The organism is Halodurantibacterium daqingense (assembly GCF_042666235.1).
Classification (GTDB): domain Bacteria; phylum Pseudomonadota; class Alphaproteobacteria; order Rhodobacterales; family Rhodobacteraceae; genus Halodurantibacterium; species Halodurantibacterium daqingensis.
Genome location: NZ_JBHTFQ010000007.1, coordinates 218253 through 241770 on the forward strand (window position 1 = coordinate 218253; position 23518 = coordinate 241770).

Here is a 23518-nt window from a genome sequence, read left to right on the forward strand (position 1 = left end):
CCTGCGCGGCCGGTCAGCGGACACCGATTTCAGCGAGTGCTGCCGAAAGCTCGGGTGGCAGGGCTTCTTCATGCGCGCGGCCCGCGGCAAGGTCGCGCGGGCTGTCCTTGGGATCAAGATAGCGCCAGCCCTGGAAGGGGCGGCGGGGCGCGGCTTCGGTCCGCACCACTTCGGGGTCAAGCTGCAGGCCACAGCGCAGGATACCGTCGGCGCCGGTGATCTCCTCCAGGCCAATGATGCGCTGCCGGGCCAGGATCACACCCTTGAACACCCAGAAGATAGAGCCTCCCGCCAGCACCTCGGCGGCGCGCTTCGGCCACATCCGGGTGATGTGCAGGGCGTGGTCCCGGCCAAGCTGCGCGCGGCGCTCGGCCTGCCATTCGATCAGGTCCTCGACCCGCTCGGCCCCAACGCACAGCTTGAGGATATTTACATGCGTCGCCATCTTGCCCCCGTTTTCGCGGCAACCTAATCGCTGACGCGAAAACGGCAAGGGCCGGTGGATCACGAACGCCTGTAGAAGCGGTTCAGGCCGTATCCCGCGCCCGTGCGGCAAAGGCCCGCGCCTCGGCCGGGGCGACGCCCATCTGATGCGCGGGCTGCAAACGCTCGGCCAGTCCCGCGCCGGGCCAGCGTGCCTCGGCCAGCACGACCAGCGATGCTCCGGTTGTCATTGCTTCCGCGCACAGGGCCTTGACGGCGGCGGCGGCCTCGGGGCGGCTCATGCGATCCGTCAGGGCGAAGGTCAGCGCCTCGGCATGGATCAGGCCCAGCCCGTCGTCGATCCCGGCCAGCATCCGGTCAGGCAGCGGCGCAAGCGTCTGCGCCTGCTGCAGGGCGAGTGTCAGCGCACGGCCGGTTGCGTGGCACATCTGCGGCAAGGTGAGCCATTCGACAAACCATGCAGCGCCATCGCGTTGCTGGCGGTGGATTGCCGCGCCCTGCATGTTCACATTCAACCCGCCCATCATCCGCCCCAGCGCAAGCAGCACCGAGGGAACCACCGGGTTCGATTTCTGCGGCATGGTCGAGGAGGCGCCGCCGCCGCCGAGGCTGACCTCTCCGAAGCCCGATTGCGTCAGAAGGATCAGATCCTCACCCATCTTGGCAAGGCTTGCAGTCAGCGCCGTCATCCAGCCGGCGAACTCGGCCAGGCGGTCGCGCGCCGAATGCCAGCTTTCGCCCGGATCTGCCAGACCAAGTGCCGCGGCAAGCGCCGCACGCACCGCTGGCCCCTTGTCGCCCATGACCGAAAGCGTCCCTGCCGCGCCTGACAGGCTTGCCGTCAGAAGGCGCGGGCGCAGTTCGTGCAGACGGTCACGGTGACGCAGCAGGGGGGCGCCCCAGCCTGCCACCACGGCGCCAAAGCTCGTGGGGGTGGCTACCTGCCCATAGGTGCGCGCGGCCATGGGAAGGTCGGCATGCGTTTCCGCCAGCGCGCCCAGGACCCGTATCAGATCGTCCAGCCGCGCCGCGTAAAGCGCCAGCACCTGTCGCAGACGCAGCATGAGCGCGGTTTCCATGATGTCCTGGCTGGTCGCGCCCCAGTGCAGGTATTGCGCGTGCTCCGGGGCCTCCATCGCCTTGCGGAAGGCCGCGACAAGCGCCGGAACGGGAACGGCATTGCGGCCGGTATCGCCAGCAAGCGCGGCGGGGTCGATCTGCACCTCCATCGCGGCACGATGAATGAAGGCGGCAGCTGTTTCCGGGATCAGCCCTGCCGCCCCCTGCGCCCTGGCCAGGGCCCCTTCCACCAGCAGCATGGCGCGCAGTTCGGCGCTGTCGGAAAAGAGCCGCGCAACGTCAGCGTCGTGAAACAGGTCGCGATAGATCGCAGAGTCGAACCCCGATGTGGCCACTAGCCTGCCCTCAGGCCAAGGATTGCGCGCGCCTGCTGCCAGCTGGCAACAGGGCGTTCGTATTTCTCGCACAGCTCGACCGCCCGGCGCACAAGCGCCGCATTCGACGGCGCAAGGGTGTTGCGATCAAGGCGGACGTTGTCTTCCAGCCCTGTCCGCGTGTGGCCGCCGGCGGCGATCGACCATTCATTCATCAGGATCTGCCCTGCACCAATCCCGGCGCCGCACCATTCCGCGTCCGGGGCAAGGCGATTGAGGGTCCGGATATAGAAATCGAAGATCTCGCGATCCAGGGGCATCGCGTTCTTCACCCCCATCACGAACTGCACGTAAAGCGGGGCGCGCAGCCGCCCGTCCGCCGCCATCCGTGTTGCCTGGACGATATGCGACAGATCGAAGGCCTCGATTTCAGGCTTCACGTCATGGGCCAGCATTTCTGCGGCAAGCCAGTCAACCAGATCGGGCGGGTTCTCATAGACGCGGCTGGGGAAGTTGTTGGACCCGACCGACAGCGACGCCATGTCCGGCCGCAGCGGCAGCATCCCGCCCCGTGCCCGGCCCGCACCTGAACGGCCGCCCGTGGACAGCTGGATGATCATTCCCGGGCAGTGGCGCTTCAGCCCCTCCATCAGGCGGGCGAATCTTTCGGGATCCGACGAGGGCGTCTGGTCTTCGTTGCGCACGTGGCAATGCGCGATGGTGGCGCCGGCCTCGAAGGCTGCGTGTGTGCTTTCGACCTGTTCGTCGATTGCTGTCGGCACGGCAGGGTTGTCGGCCTTGGTGGGCACCGATCCGGTGATGGCGACGCAGATGATGCAGGGTTTGGTCATGGTCCCTCGGCGATCCGGACAAGCCGCGCGGCCAGTTCGGCGGGCGCGGCGAAGAAGGGTGAGTGCGAGGTCTCCATATCGGAAACGGTGTCGCTCGGCCAGCCATGCGTCATCGTCACCTGATAGTCGGGCGGGATGGTGCGATCATCGGTGCATCGGATGTAGTGACGCGGAACCGAAGCATAGGCGGCGCCCAGCGTCAGCGGAGTGTCCTGCGGCAGGATCGGCTGCGGACAGAGGCGTGGCAGGGCGTAGGGGACGGCATGGGCACAATCATGATAGAACTTGGCCTCGGCCATCCGTGGGTCGATCCGGAAGGTCAGCCCATCGTCGGATCGCCGGATCGCCTCGAGCAGGGGTTGGCTGGGCCCGGCGCGGCGCATATCCGCCAGCGACATGCCATTCCGGGGCACATAGGCACAGAGATAGACCAGCTTGTCGATCCTCTGCGGCGCAAGTTCGGCTGCAAGCGAGATCGGATATCCCGCCATGGAATGCCCGACCAGAACGACCGGATCGGTGATCGCGCCCAGGATCGCCCGGGCATAAAGCTCCAGTGTAACCTTCGCCGCAGGCGTCGGGTCGGCCCCGTGCGAGGGCAGGTCGATCGCCCGCGCTTCATGTCCCGCCGCCTGCAAGAGCGGCAGGACATCGCGCCAGCACCAGGCGCCATGGCACGAGCCATGGATCAGCAGGAACTGCGCCATCAGAGGTCGAAGAACACCGTTTCGTCGTCGCCTTGCAGCACGATGTCGAAGCGATAGTGGCCCTCGCCGGTTTTTCGGGCCAGAAGCGTCTGCACCCGTTCGCGGTGTTCGATCCGGTTCAGGATCGGGCAGGCGGCATTGGCCTCCGGCTCATCCTCGAAATAGATGCGGGTCTGCAACCCCATGTTGATGCCGCGCGCGACCACCCACAGGCTGATATGCGGCGCCATCATCCCCTGCACATGCGGAACGCGGCCGGGCTTGACGGTGCGCAACGTCCAGTCGCCGCTGTCGAAATTGGCGGCGAACCGGCACCAGCCAAGAACGTTCGGATCGGCCTTGCCGCGTGTTTCATGGGGCGATGGGAACAGCCCCGCCGCATCCGCCTGCCAGCTTTCGATCATCGCGTCGCGCAGGATCATCCCCGCCCCGTCACGGACATGGCCGGTGATGGTGATGATCTCGCCCTTGGCGCCGTCGCGTATGGCCTCCGCACCAAGATCGACGGGATAGATCCCTTCATTGCCGAGGAAGTTCGGCGTGCAGCCGATGTGGACATAGGGCCCCGCCGTCTGCGAGGGGCTTTCCATCAGGGTGGTGAGTTTCTGCACCATGGGTCAAAGTCCTTCCAGCCGGTTTTCGAACATGGTCTGGCGGCGGCCGCGCAGCACGATGTCGAACTTGTAGGCAAGCGCGTCCATCGGCAGGGCCGCGTTCATGTCAAGCGGGGCCACAAGGCTGTCGATCGCCTCCTGGCTCGGGATTGTGCGGACGATCGGGCAGCGCGGGATCAGCGGGTCGCCCTCGAAATACATCTGGGTGATCAGCCGCTGGCCGAAGCCCGAGCCGAAGATGCCGAAGTGGATGTGCATCGGGCGCCAGTCGTTCACGCCGTTGGGCCATGGGTAGGCGCCGGGGCGGACCGTCAGGAACTCATACCGGCCGTGTTCGTCGGTGATGGTGCGTCCGCAGCCGCCGAAGTTCGGGTCGAGCGGCGCAAGGTAACCGTCCTTCTTGTGGCGGTAGCGCCCGCCGGCATTGGCCTGCCAGATCTCGATCAGGACGTTCGGAACGGGCCGGCCCGACTGGTCGAGCACGCGGCCATGCACGATGATCCGTTCGCCGATCGCGGGTTGGCCGGTAAAGTTCAGGATCAGGTTGTTGTCCTGTTCGCCCAGCATGTCATGGCCAAAGACCGGGCCGGTTTCTTCGGACAGGGTCGAGTTGGTCGCGACCAGCGGGCGCGACGGCGCGCGGGTCATCGAGGTCTTGTAGCCGGGCGTATAGGCCGGCGGGTGCCAGAACCGGTCGCGCGGGAACAGCGGGCCGCTTGTGGGGCTTGGCTCAGTCATTGGCTTTCTCCATCTCGGCGAAGGTCTCCTTGGCGATCTTGAAGGCGTGGTTGGCCTTGGGCACACCCGCATAGATCGCGACATGCATCAGCGCCTCGAGCACATCTTCCTTGCTTGCCCCGGTATTCGCGGTGGCGCGGATATGCATGGCGAGTTCCTCGAAATTCCCCACCCCGGCCAGAAGCGCGATGGTCAGCATCGAACGTTCCCGCAGCGGGATCGTGTCGCGCGACCAGACATGGGCCCAGGCGGCCTCGGTGATCATTTCCTGAAAGGGCGCGTCAAAGGGCGTCTTGGCGGCCTCGGCCCGGTCCACATGGGCATCGCCCAGGACGCGGCGCCGGGTCTTCATGCCCTGCGCGTGGCGCGGCGACGGGGCTTCAGATTGGTCAGACATGGCCGATCTCCTTCAGGAATTGCGTCAGGGTCGCGGCGTATTCCTCGGGCTTTTCCACGCAAGGGATATGCCCCGCGCCCCGGATCAGATGAAACCGCGCGCCCCGGATCAGCTCGGCCGTTTCCCGCACCAGATCGGGCGGGGTCGCACCGTCCTCGGAGCCGGCGATGGCAAGGGTCGGCAGCGTCAGGCCCGACGTCGGCGTGATGAAATCGCTGCCGGCGATGGCGGCGCAGCAGCCCGTATATCCCTCTACAGGCGTGCGGGTCAGCATGTTGCGCCAGGCTGTCAGTTCGTCGGTCGCGCGAAAAGGCTTCGCGAACCAGCGTTCCATCACGCCATCGGCGATCGGTTCCAGCCCGCCGGCATTGATCGCGTCGATCCGGTCATGCCACATCTGCGCGGTTCCGATCTTGGCCGCCGTATTCGACAGCACCATCGCCCGCACCTGATCCAGCCGCTTGACGGCCAGCCCCTGCGCGATCATCCCGCCGATGGAAAGGCCGACAAAAACGCAATCGCGCACGCCCAGGTTGTCAAGAAGCCGTTCCGCATCGCGCACCAGCGCACCCATCGCGTAAGGCCCCGGCGGGCAATCCGAGAGCCCGTGGCCGCGCTTGTCATAGCGGATCAGCCGTAATCCCTGCGGCAAGAGCGGAATGACCTTGTCCCAGACGCGAAGGTCGGTGCCGAGCGAATTGGCAAAGACCACCGGCGCGCCACCGGCAGTGCCATCCTCGCGCCAGTGCAGGCGGATGTCGCCCAGATCGCAGATGTTCATGTCGCTCCTCCCTCTGCCCTGTCAGAAGGGCAGGCCGACATAATTTTCGGCCAAGGCCGTCCGGGCTGCAACCGAGGATTCCAGATAGGCAAGCTCGGTTTCCTGAATCCGCTGGTCAAAGCCGCTTTGATCCGGGAAACGGTGCAGCATTGTCGTCATCCACCAGCTGAATCGCGTGGCCTTCCAGACCCGGGCAAGCGCGGTTTCGGAATAGCGCTCGATCCCCTCGGTCTCGTTGTCGTTCAGTTGGGCCACCAGCGCCTTGTGCAGGTAATGCACATCCGAGAAGGCCAGATTGAGCCCCTTTGCCCCGGTCGGTGGCACGATATGGGCGGCGTCGCCCACCAGGAACAGGCGCCCCCAGCGCATGGGCTCGGCCACGAAGGACCGCAGCGGCGCAATCGATTTCTCGATCGAGGGACCGGTCACAAGCCGTTCGGCGGCTTCGGCGGGGATGCGGCGGCGCAATTCGTCCCAGAAGGCGTCATCGGTCCACTTTTCCAGCGGGTCGTCGACCGGCGCCTGGATGTAATAGCGGCTGAGCCGTTCGTTGCGCATCGAGCAGAGCGCAAAGCCGCGTTCATGGTTGGCATAGATCAGTTCGTCATCGACCGGCGGCGTTTCCGACAGAACGCCCAGCCAGCCGAAGGGATAAACCCGTTCGAAGGTGCGCAGAACCGAGGCCGGGATGCATTTGCGGCTGACACCGTGGAAGCCGTCGCAGCCCACGACATAGTCGCAATCCACGCGATGCTCGGTGCCGTCCTTCGTGTAGGTCACATAAGGCGCGTCGCTGTCCAGATCATGTGGCTGCACGCCGGAGGCCTCGTGCACGATCACCCCATCCATCGCGTCGCGGGCGGCGTAAAGATCGCGCGTTACTTCGGTCTGGCCATAGACCATGACCTTCTTGCCGATCAGCCCGTCAAAATCGATCCGGAAGCCACGGTTCTGCGCGGACAGATAGGTGCCGGTATGAACGAAGCCCTCGCGGTGCATCCGCGCGCCGACGCCGGCCTCTTCCATCATCGCGACCGAGCCCCATTCCAGCACGCCGGCCCGGATGCGGCCCAGCACGTAATCGCGGCTTTGCCGTTCCAGAACGACGGTCTCGATCCCCTGACGGTGCAGAAGCTGTGACAGCAGAAGCCCGGACGGCCCGCCGCCGATGATACAAACCTGAGTGCGCATGAATCCCTCCCGATCCGGAAAGGAGACTGCGGGATTTGATTGTCATTGTCAACTAGTCGTTGACTGCCTGCCGTTGCAGCGCGCGCTGAAACACCTCGGCGTCGACATTGCCGCCGGACAAGGTGCAGATGACGGTGTCGCCCTTGATCTCGGCCGGGCGGAAAAGCACCGCGGCCAGCGCAACTGCCCCACCGGGTTCGGCGACGACCTTGAGCCGCTGGAAGGCCAGCGCCACTGCGCGCAGCGCCTCGTCATCCGTCACCACAAGGCCGGGGCCGGCCAGCCGCTGCAAGATGGGCAGGGTCAGCTTGCCCGGCTGTGGGGTCACGATCGCATCGCAGATCGACCCGCTGAGCGCGGCGTTACGTTCGACCTGGCCGCTTGCAAGCGACCGCGCCATGTCGTCAAAGCCCGCAGGTTCGGCAGTGCGCACGCGCAGACCACTGCCCTCAAGCGCCAGCGCAATCCCCGAGGCAAAGCCGCCTCCCCCGCAACAGACGATCACATCGGCAGCGGTAACGCCCCGTTCGGCGGCCTGTTCGGCGATTTCAAGCCCGGTGCTGCCCTGGCCGGCGATCACCTCGGGGTGGTCGAAGGGTGGAACAAGCGTGAGGCCGCGCGCCTCGGCCAGGGCCGCGCCGATCGCGTCGCGATCTTCGGTCGCGCGATCATAAAGCACGACCTCGGCACCGAGTGCCCGCGTGTTGTCGATCTTGAGCCTTGGGGCATCCGCAGGCATTACGACCACGGCAGGCAGGCCCAGCATCCGCGCAGCCAGCGCCACCCCTTGCGCATGGTTGCCCGAGGAATAGGCCAGCACGCCGCGGCTGCCGATGCCTTGGTCAAGCGCCGTCAGTGCGGCCCAGGCGCCCCGGAACTTGAACGACCCGGTGTGTTGCAGGCACTCAGCCTTGACCAGAACCCGACGGCCGGCAATTTCGTCCAGAAAGGGCGAGGAGAGCAGCGGCGTGCGCCGCACATGGCCTTGCAGCCGTTCCGCCGCGGCACGAACACGGGCAAGATCGGTCATTGGCAGCTTTCCAGAAAGGCATGAACGACGGCGAGGCTTTCGGCCTCGTCCAGAAAGGGGATATGCGGGCGGCCGGCCACTTCGGCAAAAATCATGTCCGGGCGACGGCGCCGCATTTCGGCCACCGTGCCAGGCAGCAGCAAGTCGCTGTTCGCGCCGCGGATAAGCGCCAGCGGCTGCCCGGCACAGGCATCGAACAGCGGCCACAGATCTGCAGGCGCGTCCTCGAGAGCGGCGATGAAGGCCTCTCGCAGGGCCGGATCATAGGTGATCTGCAGGCCGTTCGGCCCCTTGCGGAAATGGATCCGCGCCTCGGCCTCCCAGCGGGTGCCGGGCACGTCGGAATAGCCGTCCTGAAGTGCGAGCCAGGCCACGGCGTCTTCATGGCTGCGGACAGCGGGCGGCTGGCCCACCAGGTCGGCAATGCGGCGCAGGCCGTCGGCGTCGATCACCGGGCCGATGTCGTTCAGGCACAGGCCCAGCAGACGATCGCCGGCCGTCGCCGAAAGAAACATTCCGATCAATCCTCCGCGCGAGGTGCCGATCACGGCTGCCCGGTCAAGACCCAGATGATCAAGCAGCGCCAGCGTGTCCGCGGCCTCTTGCGGGACGGTATAGTTCGCTGCGCCCGACCAGCCCGACTGGCCGCGACCGCGATAATCCATGCGGATCAGCCGATATGCGGCCAGATGGGGCCCGAGATAGTCGAAATCGCGCGTCGTGCGGGTGAGGCCCGGCAGCGCCAGGACCGGCAGACCCCGGCCGGTGTCTTCGTAATAAAGCGGCGTGCCATCGGCAGAGGTGAACAGCGGCATCATGGCTCCCTTGGTTCGGCACAGACTGGCACAGGCCCGTGCGCCGGAAAAGGGCCGGTTTGACAATTCTGGGCTGCGGGCTAGCCTGTGAAGTCAACCTTCGGGCCTGTGCCCGAACCAGAGGCACGAACGAGAGGAGACACGGGCATGACAGAGGTGAAAACCGGCGACACCGTGCGCATTCACTATACCGGCTCGCTTGACGACGGATCGGTGTTCGATACCTCCGAGGGAAGGGAACCGCTCGAGTTCACCGTCGGCTCGGGGCAGATCATCCCCGGGCTGGATGCCGCGCTTCCAGGCATGTCGATCGGCGAGGAGAAGACTGTGACAGTGCCCGCCGATCAGGCCTATGGTCCGCATGACCCCAACGGCCGCCAGTCGATCCCGCGGGATCAGGTGCCGGAGAACATCCCGCTTGATATCGGCACCACGCTGGAGCTGACGCTGCCCGACGGCCGCGCCATGCCCGTGGTGGTGGCCGAGGTGAGCGAGGATGCGGTGGTCCTTGACGCCAATCATCCGCTTGCGGGCCGGGATCTGACCTTTGCCGTGCGGATGGTCGAGATTGTCTGACCCATCGCGGCACCGCCCTGATTGCGCCCCTTGTGTGTCACGCGAGGGGCCGACGGCGGGGCGGTAGCCTGACGGCATCAGCGGCGTGGTCTCCTCCCTTTTCCGGAGCGGCCGGATGTATTCGGGCGGGCGTCTGTCCCGCGGGTTTCTGACTGCGGGGGCAGGAGCGCAACTACCGTCCGGGAGAACGGCACGATAAAGATCGGCCGATCCTTGTCGCGGCGCGGCCCGACCGCGTCTTTCCCTTTTGCGGCTGCGGCCACCGGGCTCGGCGCTGGACTTTGGGCCGGGCAAGGCCGATATTGCCGGCATGAGTCTGCCGCCCGGATTTCTTGACGAATTGCGCAACCGCACGAGCCTGGCACAGGTCGTGGGGCGCAAGGTCATGTGGGACATGCGCAAGTCCAACCAGGGCAAGGGCGACATGTGGGCACCTTGTCCGTTTCATCAGGAAAAGTCCGCGTCTTTCCATGTCGATGACCGCAAGGGTTTTTATTATTGCTTCGGATGCCATGCGAAGGGTGATGCGCTGACCTTCGTGCGGGAAACCGAGAACCTGGGTTTCATGGAGGCGGTCGAACTGCTGGCCCGCGAAGCCGGGATGCAGATGCCTGCCCGGGATCCGCGCGCAGCCGAAAAGGCCGACCGGCGCAGCCAGCTGGCCGAGGTGATGGAGCAGGCGGTGCAGTTCTATCGCCTCCAGCTGGCCTCGGGCGCCGGGGCGGCCGCACGCGATTATCTGGACCGCCGACGGATGAGCGCGGCGGCCCGCGAACGGTTCGAGATCGGCTTTGCCTCCGACGCGCGACAAGGCCTTTTTCAGCACCTGACCGGCAAGGGCGTCGCGGCGGATCTGATCGTGGATGCAGGCCTTGCCGCCCGTCCCGATGATGGCGGTGCGCCGTTCGACCGTTTCCGGGGCCGCATCATCTTTCCGATCCGCGACGGACGCGGGCGGTGCATCGGGCTGGGTGGCCGCGCGATGGATCCGAACGCGCGGGCAAAATACCTCAACAGCCCGGAAACCGAACTGTTCGACAAGGGGCGCAGCCTTTACAATCACGCCCCGGCCCGCGAGGCGGCAGGGAAAGGTGCGCCGCTGATCGTCGCCGAAGGCTACATGGACGTCATCGCGCTGTCCGAGGCGGGCTTTGCGGCGGCCGTGGCACCGCTTGGCACAGCGATCACCGAGGATCAGCTGCGGCTCTTGTGGCGCATTTCGCCCGAGCCGGTGGTGATGCTGGATGGCGACAAGGCAGGGCTGCGCGCCGCGATGCGGCTGATCGACCTGGCCCTGCCGTTGCTGGAGGCCGGGCAGTCGTTGCGATTCTGCTCCCTGCCGCCCGACATGGATCCGGACGATCTGATCAAGGCGCAGGGCGCGGGCGCGATGCAGCGGCTGCTGGATCAGGCGCGCCCGATGGTCAGTCTGCTGTGGCAGCGTGAAACCGAAGGCCAGAGCTTCGACAGCCCCGAACGCAAGGCCGCGCTGGACAAGCGGCTGCGCGCGGCGATTGCGCAGATTCGCGACCCGTCAATCCGGGGCCACTATGGCGAGGAAATCAAGCGCCTGCGATGGGATCTGTTCGGCGCCCGGCGGCGTGATTCGGGCGCCATGCCGGTCGGGGGGCGCTTCAACGGCCGGCGCTGGATCGCCCCGGCCCTGCCGCTGCCCAGCACGCGCAGCTCGCTTCTGGCTGCAGCGCAAGGCGAAACCGTCGAGGAACTTCTGCGCGAGGCGATCATCCTTGCCACCCTATGCGCGCATCCGGGCCTGATTGCCGAGTTCGAAGGCGCGCTTGAACTGGTCGAACTGCATGACCCGGATCATGAAAGCCTGCGCCATGTGTTGCTGAGCCATGGCCCGGTGAGCGACGTCGCCGAAGCGCGCGAGAAAATCTGCGCCGCAGCCGGGACTGCCCTTGAAAAACTCATGGCGCTGAGCCATGTGCAGATCGCACCGCCCGTCCGCAATGTCGGCGATACTGAACTGGCCCGCATGTGCCTGGCCGAAGAGTTCGCAAAACTTGAAGCGCGACGGGGCATGCTGCGCGAGATCGAGGAAGCTGTCGAGGATCTCGACGGGCTGGTTGACGAGGGTCTGACCTGGCGGTTGTCGCAGGCTGCGGCTGCGCGCCACCGTGCCGAAAGGTCGGCACTGGACGATGCAACCGACCTTGGAGAAGACCGGACGGCGCTCTCGCGTCATCTGCAAAGCCTGATTGATGGCGAAATCTGGGTCAAGAAAACCCGCTGAGGGGTTTTCGCATCTGTGATTCGCGCTATTGAGTCGCTAAGTACCGGGAACGATTCGGTCCCTTCCGAAGGAGCATCCATGGCTGCCAAAGACACTGACGACGGCAAACCTGAAGAGCAGGAAGCCGAGATCACCCTTGATATGAGCCAGACGGCCGTCAAGAAGATGATCGCGGAAGCCCGGGAGCGGGGCTATATCACCTATGATCAGCTCAATCAGGTCCTGCCGCCGGAACAGGTCTCGTCCGAGCAGATCGAGGATGTGATGTCGATGCTCTCGGAGATGGGCATCAACGTCATCGAGGATGACGAGGCGGAAGAAGGCGAGAGCGCCGGCGAACTGGTCGAGGGATCAGGCTCGCGCGAGGTGGTTCTGGCCACGACGCAGACCGAAACGCTGGATCGCACCGACGATCCGGTGCGCATGTACCTGCGCGAGATGGGTTCGGTCGAGCTTCTGAGCCGTGAGGGCGAGATTGCCATCGCCAAGCGGATCGAGGCGGGCCGCAACACCATGATCGCGGGCCTCTGCGAAAGCCCGCTGACCTTCCAGGCGATCACCATCTGGCGGGACGAGCTTTTGTCCGAGGACATCCTCCTGCGCGATGTCATCGATCTTGAAGCCACCTTCGGCCGATCGATGGAAGACGATGAGGAACTGGATCAGCCCGTGGTCGACGGGCTTGCTGGTGCTGGCGAAGCCCAACCGCGGCGCTCGGCCCAGTCCGAGCCCGAGCTCGATGCAGACGGCAACCCGTTGTCGCGCAATGACGACGATGATGAGGATGACGACCAGTCCAACATGTCGCTGGCCGCGATGGAATCCGCACTCAAGCCGCGGGTGCTGGAAACGCTGGATCGCATCGCGCAGGATTACGCGCAGTTGGCCGAGATGCAGGACCAACGGATGTCGGCCACGCTGAACGAGGTCGGCAGCTTCACCGTGACCGAGGAGGCGGCCTATCAGAAGCTCCGCTCGGAAATCGTGGAACTGGTGAATTCGCTTCACCTGCACAACAACCGGATCGAGGCGCTGATCGACCAGCTTTATGGCATCAACCGCAAGATCATGTCGATCAACTCGTCGATGGTGAAGCTGGCCGATCAGGCCCGTATCAACCGGCGCGAGTTCATCGACGAATATCAGGGCTACGAGCTTGACCCGACGTGGCTGGACCGGATGGCCGCGAAGGCCGGACGCGGCTGGCAGGCGCTGATCGAGCGGTCGCGCGACAAGGTCGAGGAACTCCGCAACGAAATGGCGCAGGTCGGCCAGTACGTCGGCGTGGACATTTCCGAGTTCCGCCGCATCGTGAATCAGGTGCAGAAGGGCGAGAAGGAAGCGCGGCAGGCCAAGAAGGAAATGGTTGAGGCGAACCTGCGTCTGGTGATCTCGATCGCCAAGAAATACACGAACCGTGGCCTGCAATTCCTGGACCTGATCCAGGAGGGCAACATCGGCCTTATGAAGGCCGTGGACAAGTTCGAGTACCGGCGCGGCTACAAGTTCTCCACCTATGCAACCTGGTGGATCCGTCAGGCGATCACGCGGTCCATCGCGGATCAGGCCCGGACCATCCGTATCCCGGTGCACATGATCGAGACGATCAACAAGCTGGTCCGCACCGGCCGCCAGATGCTGCACGAGATCGGCCGCGAACCGACGCCGGAGGAACTGGCCGAAAAGCTGCAGATGCCGCTGGAAAAGGTCCGCAAGGTGATGAAGATCGCCAAGGAGCCGATTTCGCTGGAAACGCCCATCGGTGACGAGGAAGACAGCCAGCTTGGCGATTTCATCGAGGACAAGAACGCGATCCTGCCGCTGGACAGCGCCATTCAGGAAAACCTGAAGGAAACCACGACCCGCGTTCTGGCCAGCCTCACCCCGCGTGAAGAACGTGTTCTGCGGATGCGTTTCGGCATCGGCATGAACACCGATCACACGCTGGAGGAAGTCGGCCAGCAGTTCAGCGTGACCCGCGAGCGGATCCGCCAGATCGAGGCCAAGGCGCTCCGCAAGCTGAAACACCCAAGCCGGAGCCGCAAGCTGCGCAGCTTCCTGGATCAGTGACATTTTCTGCACCGCAGGCAGGATCAAGGCGCCCCCGGGCGCCTTTTTCGTGCGCGCTGCTTTGGGATGTTGGCCCAATCTTTCGGATTAATCAGTTAACGAAAGCGCTGCTTCTCGACCCTCTGGCGCAATGCTAGAACAACATCGGAGGCAGCAGCGTGGATGGACACGCACGGACTAGGAACGTGTCAGGACGTAAAAACCTAGCTCTCACCTGAGCCGGCATCAATCCCGGCCTGCCTGCACCGCAAGGTCAAGCCGCCGTCACGGAAGGGCGGTTCTCCCGTTGTATAAGGGGAGGCGCCTACACCGTGGCGCTCAAATCGGTCAGGAACCCGCGCAGGGCCAGAGTGGATGATGTTGATACACTTCGGCCGGGCGGGGCTGCGCAGGACGCTCAGCGCAACCGCCTCCACGCAGATGCGGGCCATGCCTTGCGGCAGGTGACCAGCAAGGGATCAGATATGTGCGTGCCGTCACGCGAGCCGGGGCGCTCCGGGCAGGTGCGCGGGTGGCGCGGGGTCATTCCCCCGCGCCGCCTTGGGTCATTTCGGTTGCTTGGTCTTGCGCAGATAGGGCAGCACCCGCTCGAATCCGCCGAACCGTGCCTGGGCGTCCTCGTCGGATACCGCAGCAGTGACGATCACGTCGTCGCCCTGTTTCCAGTTCGCGGGCGTCGCAACCTGATGGCGGGCTGTCAGCTGGATCGAATCCAGCGCGCGCAGGATCTCGTCGAAGTTGCGGCCCGTGGTCATCGGATAGGTCAGCGACAGCTTGATCCGCTTGTCAGGGCCGATCACGAACACGGTCCGCACCGTGGCGTTGTCGGCGGGTGTGCGCCCTTCCGATGTGCCCTCGATCTCGGCCGGAAGCATGTCGAACAGCTTGGCGACCTTGAGATCGGGATCGCCGATCATCGGGTAGGCGACGCTGAAGCCGGTTGCGACCTCGATGTCGGATTTCCACTTGTGGTGGCTGTCCACCGGATCGACCGAGATGCCGATGATCTTGGCATTGCGCTTGGCGAATTCGGGCGCAAGGCCCGCCATCGTGCCCAGTTCGGTGGTGCAGACGGGGGTGAAGTTCTTCGGGTGGCTGAACAGAATGGCATAGCCGTCGCCGATCCAGTCGTGGAAACGGATCGGGCCTTCGGTGGTTTCAGCCTCGAAGTCGGGGGCGATGTCATTGATACGCAGGGCCATGAACTCTCCTGTCACTTGGGTTGCAGCATTATAGGCCGGTTTGTTCCCCGGCCCAACCCGGATTCCCGGGGCAAGCCGGCATCATGTGGTGCGCGTCCCCTCAAGCGTCGCCTTGACCAGAAGCGCGACCACCGCAATCACTGTCAGGACCGAGGCCGCAGCAAAGGCGCCAACGGCGTTCAGATCGTTGAACAGAAGCTCCACATGCAGGGGCAGCGTGTTCGTCTGCCCGCGTATGTTGCCGGACACGACCGAGACACCGCCGAATTCCCCCACCGCGCGCGCGGTGCAGAGAACGGCGCCGTAGAGCAGCGCCCAGCGGATATTGGGCAAGGTTACGCGCCGGAACACCTGCCAGCCATTCGCGCCGAGTGTCACGGCGGCCTGTTCCTGCTCGGTGCCCTGCGCCTCCATCAGCGGCAGAACTTCGCGCGCGACGAACGGCGCCGTCACGAACATGGTCACAAGGACGATCCCGGGCAGGGCGAACATGACCTGCAGGTCGTTCGCCTGCAGCCACGGACCCAAAAGCCCCTGCCGCCCATAGAGCAGCAGATAGCAGATGCCCGCGATGATGGGCGAAATCGAGAAGGGGATCTCGATGATGGTGACGAGGATGCCCCGGCCCGGAAAGCGATGCTTGGCTACGGCCCAGGCCGCGGCGATGCCGAAGGCCACGTTCAGCGGCACGACGATCAGTGCCGTGATCGTTGTCAGCCAGATGGCGTGGAGCGTCATCGGGTGCAGGATGTTGGCCGCATAGACCTGCCAGCCTTGGGAAAAGGCACGGACGAAGATGAAGGCCAGGGGGGCTGCAATGAACATAAGCGTCAGCGCCACGGCCAGCGCGATCAAGACTCGAGCGCCCCGGCTGGCGGGACGTTTGTGCAGCGTGCTCATCGGTTGCCCTCGCGATGGCGGGAGGCCCAGGTCTGCAGCAGGTTCGACAGGACAAGCAGCACCAGCGCAAAGCCAAGAAGCACCAGCGCGATGGCTGCCGCGCCATTGTAGTCAAATTCTTCCAGCCGGATAAAGGCCAGCAGCGCCGCGATCTCCGTGCGGAACGGCAGGTTGCCGGCGATGAAGACAATGGCTCCGAACTCGCCCAGGCTGCGGGCAAAGGCGGTGGTGCAGCCCGCAAGCCAGGCAGGCATGATTGCCGGAAAGACAACCCGCGTGAACGTGGTCCAGGGGCGGGCGCCCAATGTCTCGGCGGCCTGTTCAAGCGCCGGATCCAGATCCTCGAGCACCGGTTGCACCGTGCGGACGACGAAGGGCACCGAGGTGAAGGCCATCGCCAATGCGATCCCCCAGATCGTATAGACAAGCTGCAGGCCCGCCGCATCAAGCAGCGGCCCGAACCAGCCGTTCGATGAAAAGAGCGCCGTCAGGGACAGGCCCGCCACGGCCGTCGGCAGGGCGAAGGGCACATCCATCAGCGCATCAAGCAGTCGCTTGCCGGGAAAGTCATAGCGCACCAACACCCAGGCCATCAGCAGGCCATAGGCCGCATTGAACGCCGTGGCGATGGCCGCGGCCGTCAGCGTGATCTGAAAGGCCGCCACCGCCCTGGGGGCCGAAACGATGCGCCAGAAGTCGGACCACCCGATCTCGGCGCCCTTGAGGATCAGCGCCAGAACGGGAATGAGGATGATCAGCACCAGATAAAGCAGCGTCGTGCCGAGGCTCAGCGTGAACCCCGGCAAGACCCGCTTGGCGCGGATGGGTGCCGCAGCGGCGATCATTGATTGACAAACACCTGATCGAGGATCGCGCCATCAGCAAGATGCTCGGCCCGGACGGCATCCCAGCCCCCGAACACCTCCTCCACCGTCACAAGCCGCACCTCGGGTTGACGATCGGCAACCTCGGCGGCAACGGTTTCATCCGTCACGCGATAGTGGTTTTCGGCCAGGATGCGCTGGGCTTCCGGCGAATAGAGCCATTCGAGATAGGCAGTCGCGGCTTCGGTCGAGCCGTTGCGGGCCGCGTTCTCGGTCACCACCGCCGCCGGAAAGGCGGCAAACAGGCTGAGCGACGGGGTAACCCGTTCAAAGCCCTGCGCCGAATATTCGGCGGCAATCTGGCCGGTTTCCGCCTCGAACGTCACAAGAACGTCGCCCATGCCGCGCTCGGCGAAGGTCTGGGTCGCGGCCCGGCCACCGGTATCGAACACCGGCACGCTGGCGAAGATCTGGCGCACGAAGTCCTGTGCGGCGTCGTGATCGCCACCGTTTTCAGCAAGGGCATAGGCATAGGCGGCCAGATAGGTGTAGCGCGCGTTGCCGCTGGTCTTCGGGTTCGGGAAGACTGGCGCCACATCCTCTCGTGCGAGGTCATCCCAGTCCTGGATGTTCTTCGGGTTGCCCTCGCGAACCAGGAAAGCGGGCAGGGAATAGTAGGGCGAGGCGCCGTTCGGCAGCGCGTCGCGCCAGTCTGCGGCCAGCAAGCCGCCCTCGGCCAGCACGTCGATATCGGTCTCCTGGTTGAAGGTCACCACATCCGCGTTCAACCCCTCGAGGATCGCGCGGGCCTGCCGGGACGAGCCGCCATGGCTCATGTCGATGGAGATGCTGCGGCCGGTCGTGGCCTGCCAGTGTTCTGCGAAGGCGGGATTGAGCGCTTCGAACAACTCGCGGGCAATATCGTAGCTGACGTTGAGCAGCCGGTCCTGGGCCACGGCGGGCGTGGCCCCCACGAGGGCGGCAAGCGCGGCAAGGCGCAGGGTCTTGAAGCTCATCTGGAGGTCTCCATACGCAGGGGTTCTGAACGTGGTGTGTGCAGGTCTGTCTCGCGGCGCTCGGTCGGGAACAGGGTGCCCGCCTCGATCCGCAGGCGGACGGCGGCACCGGGGACAAGCGCCGCGCCGGCGCTGCCGCGCCGGGGAAGTACGGACTCGACTTCGCCAACATCGGGATGGCGACACAGAAGCCGCAGTTCCGCCCCGGTGCTGACGCGCGAAACGACATGCCAAGGGCCTTCGGCATCCGCAAGCGGCACGATATCGCCCGGCCGCACCAGAAGCCGGGCCGGCCCGTCAGCCAGGGCGCGCCGGGGCAGGGCGCTCAGGTCCAGCCCCTGGGCCTCGGCCCGACCGGCCTGCAGGCGCACCGGCAGCTCGACCGTCGCCCCCATGAAGCGCGCAACGAACGGGCTTGCAGGATGATCATGAATAGCGTCGGCATGGCCGATCTGCTCGATCCGGCCGGCGCCCATCACGACCACGCGGTCGGCCAGCTCGAAGGCTTCCTCCTGGTCATGGGTGACAAAGATCGTGGTCGATCCGGTTGCTTCGTGAACTTCGCGCAGCCAGCGACGTAGATCGCGCCGGATTGCCGCATCAAGGGCCCCGAAGGGTTCGTCCAGCAACAGCACCTTGGGTTCGATCGCAAGCGCGCGGCCCAGGGCCACGCGTTGACGCTGCCCGCCGGAAAGCTGGGCGGGATAGCGGTCGCCAAGCTGGTCGATCTGCAAGAGCCGCATCAACTCGTCCACCTTCGCGGCGATCACCGCCTTGCCGGGCCGTTCCGCCCGCGGTCGGACGGTCAGGCCAAAGGCGATGTTGTCGCGCACCTTCATGTGCGGAAATAGCGCGTAATGCTGAAACACGAAGCCGATCCGGCGATCGCGCGCCGCCAGTTGCAGCCAGTCCTGCCCGTCGACGTCAAGCTGCCCGCGGTCCGGCCATTCGAGCCCGGCGATGATCTTGAGAAGCGTCGTCTTGCCGGAGCCCGACGGGCCAAGCAGTGCAACCAGCTCGCCCCGTTCGACGCCCAGGTCGATGCCGCGCAGAACCTCGGTCTGCCCGAACCGCTTGGTCATTCCCGTAATGGTGATCGACATGCACAAGGCCTCCGTTCCTGTGACCGAGCTAGAATGGAGCGAACCCCGCTTCAAGCCTGGCCCCGCCCCGCAGTCCGGGCCGCAAAGGGTCACCTTTCCACGGTGCTCGAAAACACCGATCTGCTTGGGTCGCGTTGCGTGCTGTGGGCTTGAGTTTGTTCCGTTTTTTCGGCCCCGTGGCGGATAGAGTTCTTATTTGGACGCCTCACGTGGCCGCGCATGAAGCATCCGTTCCGGTCCTCGCCGTCGCCGCAGGAATGCGCAACCCAGCCCACGCCGTCTGCGTGGGCTGACAGAACGAGGTGATGATCCGACCGGGTCGGCATCGTCAATTGCGTCATCTGCAGCATACGCAGCTGCGTGCCGCTCGGCCGGTCAAGGTGCCGCGGAGAACCCGCGGGAGCCTATGCGAACCTCGGGCGCCGCGGCGCGAGCCGAAATCCGGAAGTATACTTCCTTCTTGTGGGAACGCTCCCGATGCCCTAGGGCCCGGCGCCGATCGGTAGCCGAGGTGTTTGATTCCACGCTTTGATGACGCGATCCTTTCTCGGGAACTGACGGAAGCATTATGGGACCACGCTCGTCGTTTGATCGCGCGACTAGGCAGGCCGTCAGAGTCGCAATACAATGATCGCAAGCTTTGCCCGCGACGCTGAAGGACAAATCCAAGCGCCGCCCGATCCCGGACCACATCCTGCGGATGGAGGTGGAACTGACCCCCGGCGCCGACGCCTGTGCCGATTGCGGCGGGCGCCTGCGTCGGATCGGCGAGGACGTCACCGAGGAGCTGGAATACGTCCCCGGCCGCTTCATCGTGAACCGCATTGTCCGGCCACGGCTGGCCTGCACCTGCTGCGACCGCTTCACCCAGGCACCGCTGCCCACGCGGCCGATCGAGCGCGGCCGCCCCGGTCCGGGCCTGCTCGCACATGTGCTGGTCAGCAAGTATGCCGATCACCTGCCACTCTATCGCCAGAGCCAGATCTCGACCGCGAAGGACTCGACCTCGACCGCTCGACCCTGGCCGACTGGGTCGGCAAATCCACTGCACTGCTGGAGACGCTGGCCGAGGCCATCGGTCGGCATGTGTTGGCGGCCGAGGCCATCTTCGCCGACGACACCCCGGTCCGGATGCTCGCCCCGGGCACCGGCAAGACCCAGACCGCCCGGCTCTGGACTTATGCCCGCGACGACCGCCCCCGGGGTGGGTCGCCCCCGCCAGCCGCTTGGTATCGCTTCTCCGGCGACCGCAAAGGCCAGCATCCGAAGGATCACCTCGCCGGCTTCTGCGGCTGGATGCATGCCGACGGCTATGCCGGCTTCGAGGACCTCTACAGGTCAGGCGCCATCCGCGAGGTCGCCTGCATGGCCCATGTCAGGCGCAAGTTCGTCGACATCCACAGGTCGCAGGGTTCCCCGATCGCCGAAGAGGCCATCGCCCGGATCGCCCGGCTCTACGCCGTCGAGAAGGAGGCCCGAGGCGCGCCGCCTGACCGTCGCGCGCAACTCCGCCGCGCCCACGCCGCCCCGGTCTTCGACGATCTCGAGGTCTGGCTGGCCATGCAGATCACCACGATCTCGGGGAAATCCCCGCTCGCGGCCGCCATCCGCTATGCTCTGACCCGCATGGAGCGCCTGCGCCCCTACCTCGACCACGGCATTCTTGAGCTGGATAACAACGCCGCCGAACGCGCAATGCGCGCCATCGCACTTGGCCGGAAGAACTACCTCTTCGCCGGCTCGGAGGCGGGCGGCAAGGCCGCCGCCATCGCCTATACCCCGATCGAGACCGCCAAGCTGATTGGTGTGGACCCGCAGGGATGGCTCGCAGATACGCTGGCATGCATCCCAAACTACAAGATCACCCGCGTCGATGATCTCCTGCCCCGGAACTGATCAAACCACGCGGCCTGACTAGACGCTTTCATTTCACTGTTAAATACTGCTTTGGAACTGCATCCTCACCAAATATGAGTGCCGTAAAGCCAATAACCTCGGGGTGCTTTGATAAAACTTCAATAGCTACAGCGTTACTTTCGCTCCACCTGCGGAGAACATCTTCCTTCTGCGCGAGAGACACGCCAGAGAAACTGCTTCCCTTGCCGGCGTCTGACACGAAGTCGATAAATAAGTCCTTATTCTTGTAGCCGAGTTTCTCTGCCATACTGTCCCGGTAACCTTTCTCGATTACCCATCGGTCAAAAAGGAAGGTTTCGAATTTTCCTCTAGTGACAGACATGGGATGCATGTGCAAGAAGGCATAGCTTTTCCATAGGTTAAGTCGTCGATCGAGAGCATTGCGCAACAATTGCTCGTCGTTCTCCAGGGCAGGCCTAGTGCGTCGCAGCATCTTTTCAGCGGAGGGGAGCATGTTGAACGGATTGCGCAGGACCAACAGATTTTTCTTGTTAGAGGCGCCACCGAGAAGCTTGACGGCTGGCCGATCCAAGTCAGCCTCTAAAACCTTCTCAATGTTTGTGTTCTCATAGCTCAGAAGCAATCGCCCACCGCTATTCTGAAACCACTCAAGATGTTCGGGTTGCTTTACCACCTTGCCATTAATGCGTGTGGCATATGCTCGTGTGCCTGGGGGTAACGATACACCCGACGGTTTTTCGAGAAGGTCCTTTCCTGGTGTGACCATGTTGAAAAAAAGCGTATTTTCCTGGTCCAGGCCAATAAGTCAATTAAGAATGGCGTGATTTCCACTTCTTTGCATCCCGAAGAACTTCCACAGATCATACTTCAAGAAGGCATCTCCTGTTACGCGAATAATTCCCGCTCAGAATCCGGCTCTGACATTATCGTGATGCCAAGGCCCCGTAATCCCGAGGATGTCACACTTTGTCAAACCTCCCATTTCGCGGCAAGCGATTCGCCGTCTATGAACAGACCCCGTTTCGAGAGGACACTTGGGCATGACCATGGAGGCTCGACCTCAAATCGCGGGCGTTTCAGGGGAGCGGGTCACGTTCGCCCGCTCGTGTCTGCTACGTCAAAAGCTGGTAGCTGTCACATGCTCTTCGTGTTGCCCAAGATATAGATCATTGTGTGTCTCTTGGTGCCTGCAGTGGGACAAAAGTTCCATGCTGGTTGACAGTTATCTACAAACGGGTTAGTAGCATCGTGGTGATCGCCGCGAGCGAGAATCTTGAGCTTCGCAGACAATGCCGAGTCGTTTAACGAGGGAAAATAGGTGACACAGACGGTACTTCTCGACTGCACGTTCCGCGACGGCGGCTACTACAATGCCTGGGATTTCTCGCCTGAGCTCATAAATTCCTACCTTGTCGCGATGAAGGCGGCGCAGGTCGATATCGTAGAGCTTGGTTTTCGGTTCATAGCGAACAGTGGCTTCAAGGGTCCTTGCGCCTACACAACAGATGATTTCATCCGCAGTCTGACCATTCCAGAAGGCCTCACGGTTGCGGTCATGCTTAACGGCGGCGATCTTCTCACGGATCTTGGCTTTGAAGCATCACTACAAAGGCTTTTTCCTGAAACGGCAGAGACCTCGCCTGTCGACCTTGTCAGGTTCGCCTGTCATTTCCACGAGTTCGAGCAGGTTCTTCCGGCGGTGGGATGGTTGACCGAGCGGGGATACCGCGTCGGTTTCAATCTCATGCAGATTGCCGATCGCAGCCGAGAAGATGTTCTCCACTTGGCCCGGAAAGCGAAAGAGTGGCCGGTTGAAGTGCTCTATTTTGCTGACAGCATGGGAAGCATGACGCCAGACGACGCAGCAAGGATCATCGGCTGGCTGCGCGAAGAATGGGATGGCCCCATCGGCATCCACACGCACGACAATATGGGCCTCGCCTTGGCAAACACGCTCAGGGCGCACAAAGAGGGTGCCACTTGGCTGGACGCAACGGTCACCGGAATGGGGCGTGGGCCAGGCAACGCGAGGACGGAAGAACTTGTGATCGAGGCGGAAGATTTCCGTCAGCGGAAGGCCAGCTTCGTACCGCTGATGGCGCTTATTCGCAAGCATTTCGGTCCCATGAAAGAAAAGTATGGTTGGGGTACCAATCCCTATTACTACCTTTCGGGAAAATATGGCCTGCATCCGACCTACATCCAGGAAATGCTCGGCGACGCGCGTTATGATGAAGAGGATATCCTCGCCGTCATCGATTACCTGCGCGTGAAGGGGGGTAAGAAGTTTAGCCGTCTGGCTCTTGGAAGCGCGCGCAACTTCTACGAGGGCACGCCCACCGGAGCCTGGGCGCCAGCGACGGTGCTTGAAGGTCGTGATGTTCTGCTTTTGGGTACGGGGCCGGGAGTGGACAGGCACCGTGAGGCGATCGAGGCCATGATAAAGCGGATAAAGCCTGTGGTTCTGGCACTGAACACGCAGTCGGGGATCGCCCCGGACCTCATTGACCTGCGGGTGGCCTGCCACCCTGTTCGCCTCCTAGCGGATTGCGACACTCATTTGGAGCTTCCGCAACCGCTTGTGGTTCCGGCTTCGATGATGCCGGAGGCGTTAAAGAGCGCGCTGTCAGCGAGGCGTTGTTGCAAAACCCTGTCTCCCAAGGATTCACATCGCGAATCCATGCGGTTAGACGGGACGCATGAGCAAGCCATCACCCGCCCGCTACCGCA

General features: G+C 64.0%; 21 protein-coding genes and 1 pseudogene. 5 read left to right on the forward strand and 17 right to left on the reverse strand.

Translation table 11 applies throughout. The annotated features are described in order from the left end of the window. Positions 1-13 precede the first annotated feature (13 nt). The 11 genes from ACFQXB_RS14320 to ACFQXB_RS14370 form a co-directional block, all read right to left on the reverse strand. Positions 14-445 carry a DUF1489 family protein gene (locus ACFQXB_RS14320; protein WP_377405173.1) on the reverse strand — a complete coding sequence of 144 codons (432 nt, stop codon included), beginning with the start codon at positions 443-445 and terminating at the stop codon, positions 14-16. An 82-nt stretch (positions 446-527) separates the two neighbouring features. Then, a complete protein-coding gene (locus ACFQXB_RS14325; protein WP_377405175.1) occupies positions 528-1859 on the reverse strand; it encodes a lyase family protein in 1332 nt (443 codons plus the stop codon). Continuing rightward, entirely contained in the window at positions 1859-2689 is an 831-nt protein-coding gene (locus ACFQXB_RS14330) for a BKACE family enzyme (protein WP_377405178.1), read from the reverse strand. Before ACFQXB_RS14330 ends, ACFQXB_RS14325 begins: the two co-directional genes overlap by 1 nt. Then, positions 2686-3396 carry an alpha/beta fold hydrolase gene (locus tag ACFQXB_RS14335; protein ID WP_377405181.1) on the reverse strand — a complete coding sequence of 237 codons (711 nt, stop codon included), beginning with the start codon at positions 3394-3396 and terminating at the stop codon, positions 2686-2688. Before ACFQXB_RS14335 ends, ACFQXB_RS14330 begins: the two co-directional genes overlap by 4 nt. Next, positions 3396-4010, reverse strand: coding sequence for a protocatechuate 3,4-dioxygenase subunit alpha (gene pcaG / locus ACFQXB_RS14340; RefSeq protein WP_377405183.1), 615 nt, complete (start codon positions 4008-4010; stop codon positions 3396-3398). Before pcaG ends, ACFQXB_RS14335 begins: the two co-directional genes overlap by 1 nt. A gap of 3 nt (positions 4011-4013) precedes the next feature. After that, positions 4014-4748 carry a protocatechuate 3,4-dioxygenase subunit beta gene (gene pcaH / locus ACFQXB_RS14345; RefSeq protein WP_377405186.1) on the reverse strand — a complete coding sequence of 245 codons (735 nt, stop codon included), beginning with the start codon at positions 4746-4748 and terminating at the stop codon, positions 4014-4016. Then, a complete protein-coding gene (gene pcaC / locus ACFQXB_RS14350; protein ID WP_377405188.1) occupies positions 4741-5145 on the reverse strand; it encodes a 4-carboxymuconolactone decarboxylase in 405 nt (134 codons plus the stop codon). Before pcaC ends, pcaH begins: the two co-directional genes overlap by 8 nt. After that, positions 5138-5926: a 3-oxoadipate enol-lactonase gene (gene pcaD / locus ACFQXB_RS14355; RefSeq protein WP_377405191.1), complete on the reverse strand. Its 789-nt coding sequence runs from the start codon at positions 5924-5926 to the stop codon at positions 5138-5140. Before pcaD ends, pcaC begins: the two co-directional genes overlap by 8 nt. Positions 5927-5947: 21 nt before the next feature. Next, positions 5948-7117 (reverse strand): 4-hydroxybenzoate 3-monooxygenase, encoded by a 1170-nt coding sequence (pobA, locus tag ACFQXB_RS14360; RefSeq protein WP_377405194.1) that lies wholly within the window; start codon positions 7115-7117, stop codon positions 5948-5950. 52 nt (positions 7118-7169) lie between these two features. Beyond that, entirely contained in the window at positions 7170-8147 is a 978-nt protein-coding gene (locus tag ACFQXB_RS14365; RefSeq protein WP_377405198.1) for a threonine ammonia-lyase, read from the reverse strand. Next, on the reverse strand, positions 8144-8965 hold the full coding sequence (locus ACFQXB_RS14370) for an alpha/beta fold hydrolase (protein WP_377405201.1): 822 nt from the start codon (positions 8963-8965) through the stop codon (positions 8144-8146). The genes ACFQXB_RS14365 and ACFQXB_RS14370 overlap by 4 nt, the downstream gene beginning before the upstream one ends. Positions 8966-9109: 144 nt before the next feature. Here ACFQXB_RS14370 and ACFQXB_RS14375 point away from each other — a divergent pair, with 144 nt between their 5' ends. From ACFQXB_RS14375 to rpoD, 3 genes are all read left to right on the forward strand, one after another. Beyond that, positions 9110-9538: an FKBP-type peptidyl-prolyl cis-trans isomerase gene (locus ACFQXB_RS14375; RefSeq protein ID WP_377405204.1), complete on the forward strand. Its 429-nt coding sequence runs from the start codon at positions 9110-9112 to the stop codon at positions 9536-9538. A gap of 310 nt (positions 9539-9848) precedes the next feature. Beyond that, positions 9849-11795 (forward strand): DNA primase, encoded by a 1947-nt coding sequence (gene dnaG, locus ACFQXB_RS14380; protein WP_377405207.1) that lies wholly within the window; start codon positions 9849-9851, stop codon positions 11793-11795. A gap of 78 nt (positions 11796-11873) precedes the next feature. Continuing rightward, positions 11874-13865: an RNA polymerase sigma factor RpoD gene (gene rpoD, locus ACFQXB_RS14385; protein WP_377405211.1), complete on the forward strand. Its 1992-nt coding sequence runs from the start codon at positions 11874-11876 to the stop codon at positions 13863-13865. Between the two features lie 545 nt (positions 13866-14410). Here rpoD and ACFQXB_RS14390 read toward each other — a convergent pair. The 5 genes from ACFQXB_RS14390 to ACFQXB_RS14410 form a co-directional block, all read right to left on the reverse strand. Further along, entirely contained in the window at positions 14411-15067 is a 657-nt protein-coding gene (locus ACFQXB_RS14390) for a peroxiredoxin (RefSeq protein WP_377405214.1), read from the reverse strand. Positions 15068-15148: 81 nt separating this feature from the next. Further along, a complete protein-coding gene (cysW, locus tag ACFQXB_RS14395; protein WP_377405217.1) occupies positions 15149-15967 on the reverse strand; it encodes a sulfate ABC transporter permease subunit CysW in 819 nt (272 codons plus the stop codon). After that, a complete protein-coding gene (gene cysT, locus ACFQXB_RS14400; protein ID WP_377405220.1) occupies positions 15964-16812 on the reverse strand; it encodes a sulfate ABC transporter permease subunit CysT in 849 nt (282 codons plus the stop codon). The genes cysW and cysT overlap by 4 nt, the downstream gene beginning before the upstream one ends. Further along, on the reverse strand, positions 16809-17807 hold the full coding sequence (locus ACFQXB_RS14405; RefSeq protein WP_377405223.1) for a sulfate ABC transporter substrate-binding protein: 999 nt from the start codon (positions 17805-17807) through the stop codon (positions 16809-16811). The genes cysT and ACFQXB_RS14405 overlap by 4 nt, the downstream gene beginning before the upstream one ends. Then, positions 17804-18910 (reverse strand): sulfate/molybdate ABC transporter ATP-binding protein, encoded by a 1107-nt coding sequence (locus ACFQXB_RS14410; RefSeq protein ID WP_377405226.1) that lies wholly within the window; start codon positions 18908-18910, stop codon positions 17804-17806. The genes ACFQXB_RS14405 and ACFQXB_RS14410 overlap by 4 nt, the downstream gene beginning before the upstream one ends. A gap of 655 nt (positions 18911-19565) precedes the next feature. On the opposite strand from ACFQXB_RS14410, the pseudogene tnpC reads away from it, so the two are divergent. Further along, positions 19566-20806 (forward strand): annotated as a pseudogene (gene tnpC / locus ACFQXB_RS14415) (IS66 family transposase); the annotation flags it as partial. A gap of 28 nt (positions 20807-20834) precedes the next feature. On the opposite strand, the gene ACFQXB_RS14420 reads toward tnpC, so the two are convergent. Then, on the reverse strand, positions 20835-21410 hold the full coding sequence (locus tag ACFQXB_RS14420; RefSeq protein ID WP_377405229.1) for a hypothetical protein: 576 nt from the start codon (positions 21408-21410) through the stop codon (positions 20835-20837). Positions 21411-22106: 696 nt separating this feature from the next. Here ACFQXB_RS14420 and ACFQXB_RS14425 point away from each other — a divergent pair. Continuing rightward, on the forward strand, positions 22107-23518 hold a 1412-nt coding region (locus tag ACFQXB_RS14425), incomplete at its 3' end, for an aldolase catalytic domain-containing protein (RefSeq protein ID WP_377405232.1).

Bases quoted from the DNA above. Each gene is read 5' to 3' on its own strand.
- cysT (WP_377405220.1), bottom strand. From the start codon at position 16,812: ATGATCGCCGCTGCGGCACCCATCCGCGCCAAGCGGGTCTTGCCGGGG.
- ACFQXB_RS14370 (WP_377405201.1), bottom strand. From the start codon at position 8,965: ATGATGCCGCTGTTCACCTCTGCCGATGGCACGCCGCTTTATTACGAA.
- rpoD (WP_377405211.1), top strand. From the start codon at position 11,874: ATGGCTGCCAAAGACACTGACGACGGCAAACCTGAAGAGCAGGAAGCC.
- cysW (WP_377405217.1), bottom strand. From the start codon at position 15,967: ATGAGCACGCTGCACAAACGTCCCGCCAGCCGGGGCGCTCGAGTCTTG.
- ACFQXB_RS14375 (WP_377405204.1), top strand. From the start codon at position 9,110: ATGACAGAGGTGAAAACCGGCGACACCGTGCGCATTCACTATACCGGC.
- ACFQXB_RS14390 (WP_377405214.1), bottom strand. From the start codon at position 15,067: ATGGCCCTGCGTATCAATGACATCGCCCCCGACTTCGAGGCTGAAACC.
- pcaG (WP_377405183.1), bottom strand. From the start codon at position 4,010: ATGGTGCAGAAACTCACCACCCTGATGGAAAGCCCCTCGCAGACGGCG.
- ACFQXB_RS14365 (WP_377405198.1), bottom strand. From the start codon at position 8,147: ATGACCGATCTTGCCCGTGTTCGTGCCGCGGCGGAACGGCTGCAAGGC.
- dnaG (WP_377405207.1), top strand. From the start codon at position 9,849: ATGAGTCTGCCGCCCGGATTTCTTGACGAATTGCGCAACCGCACGAGC.
- pcaC (WP_377405188.1), bottom strand. From the start codon at position 5,145: ATGTCTGACCAATCTGAAGCCCCGTCGCCGCGCCACGCGCAGGGCATG.
- ACFQXB_RS14410 (WP_377405226.1), bottom strand. From the start codon at position 18,910: ATGTCGATCACCATTACGGGAATGACCAAGCGGTTCGGGCAGACCGAG.
- pcaD (WP_377405191.1), bottom strand. From the start codon at position 5,926: ATGAACATCTGCGATCTGGGCGACATCCGCCTGCACTGGCGCGAGGAT.
- pcaH (WP_377405186.1), bottom strand. From the start codon at position 4,748: ATGACTGAGCCAAGCCCCACAAGCGGCCCGCTGTTCCCGCGCGACCGG.
- pobA (WP_377405194.1), bottom strand. From the start codon at position 7,117: ATGCGCACTCAGGTTTGTATCATCGGCGGCGGGCCGTCCGGGCTTCTG.
- ACFQXB_RS14330 (WP_377405178.1), bottom strand. From the start codon at position 2,689: ATGACCAAACCCTGCATCATCTGCGTCGCCATCACCGGATCGGTGCCC.
- ACFQXB_RS14335 (WP_377405181.1), bottom strand. From the start codon at position 3,396: ATGGCGCAGTTCCTGCTGATCCATGGCTCGTGCCATGGCGCCTGGTGC.
- ACFQXB_RS14320 (WP_377405173.1), bottom strand. From the start codon at position 445: ATGGCGACGCATGTAAATATCCTCAAGCTGTGCGTTGGGGCCGAGCGG.
- ACFQXB_RS14405 (WP_377405223.1), bottom strand. From the start codon at position 17,807: ATGAGCTTCAAGACCCTGCGCCTTGCCGCGCTTGCCGCCCTCGTGGGG.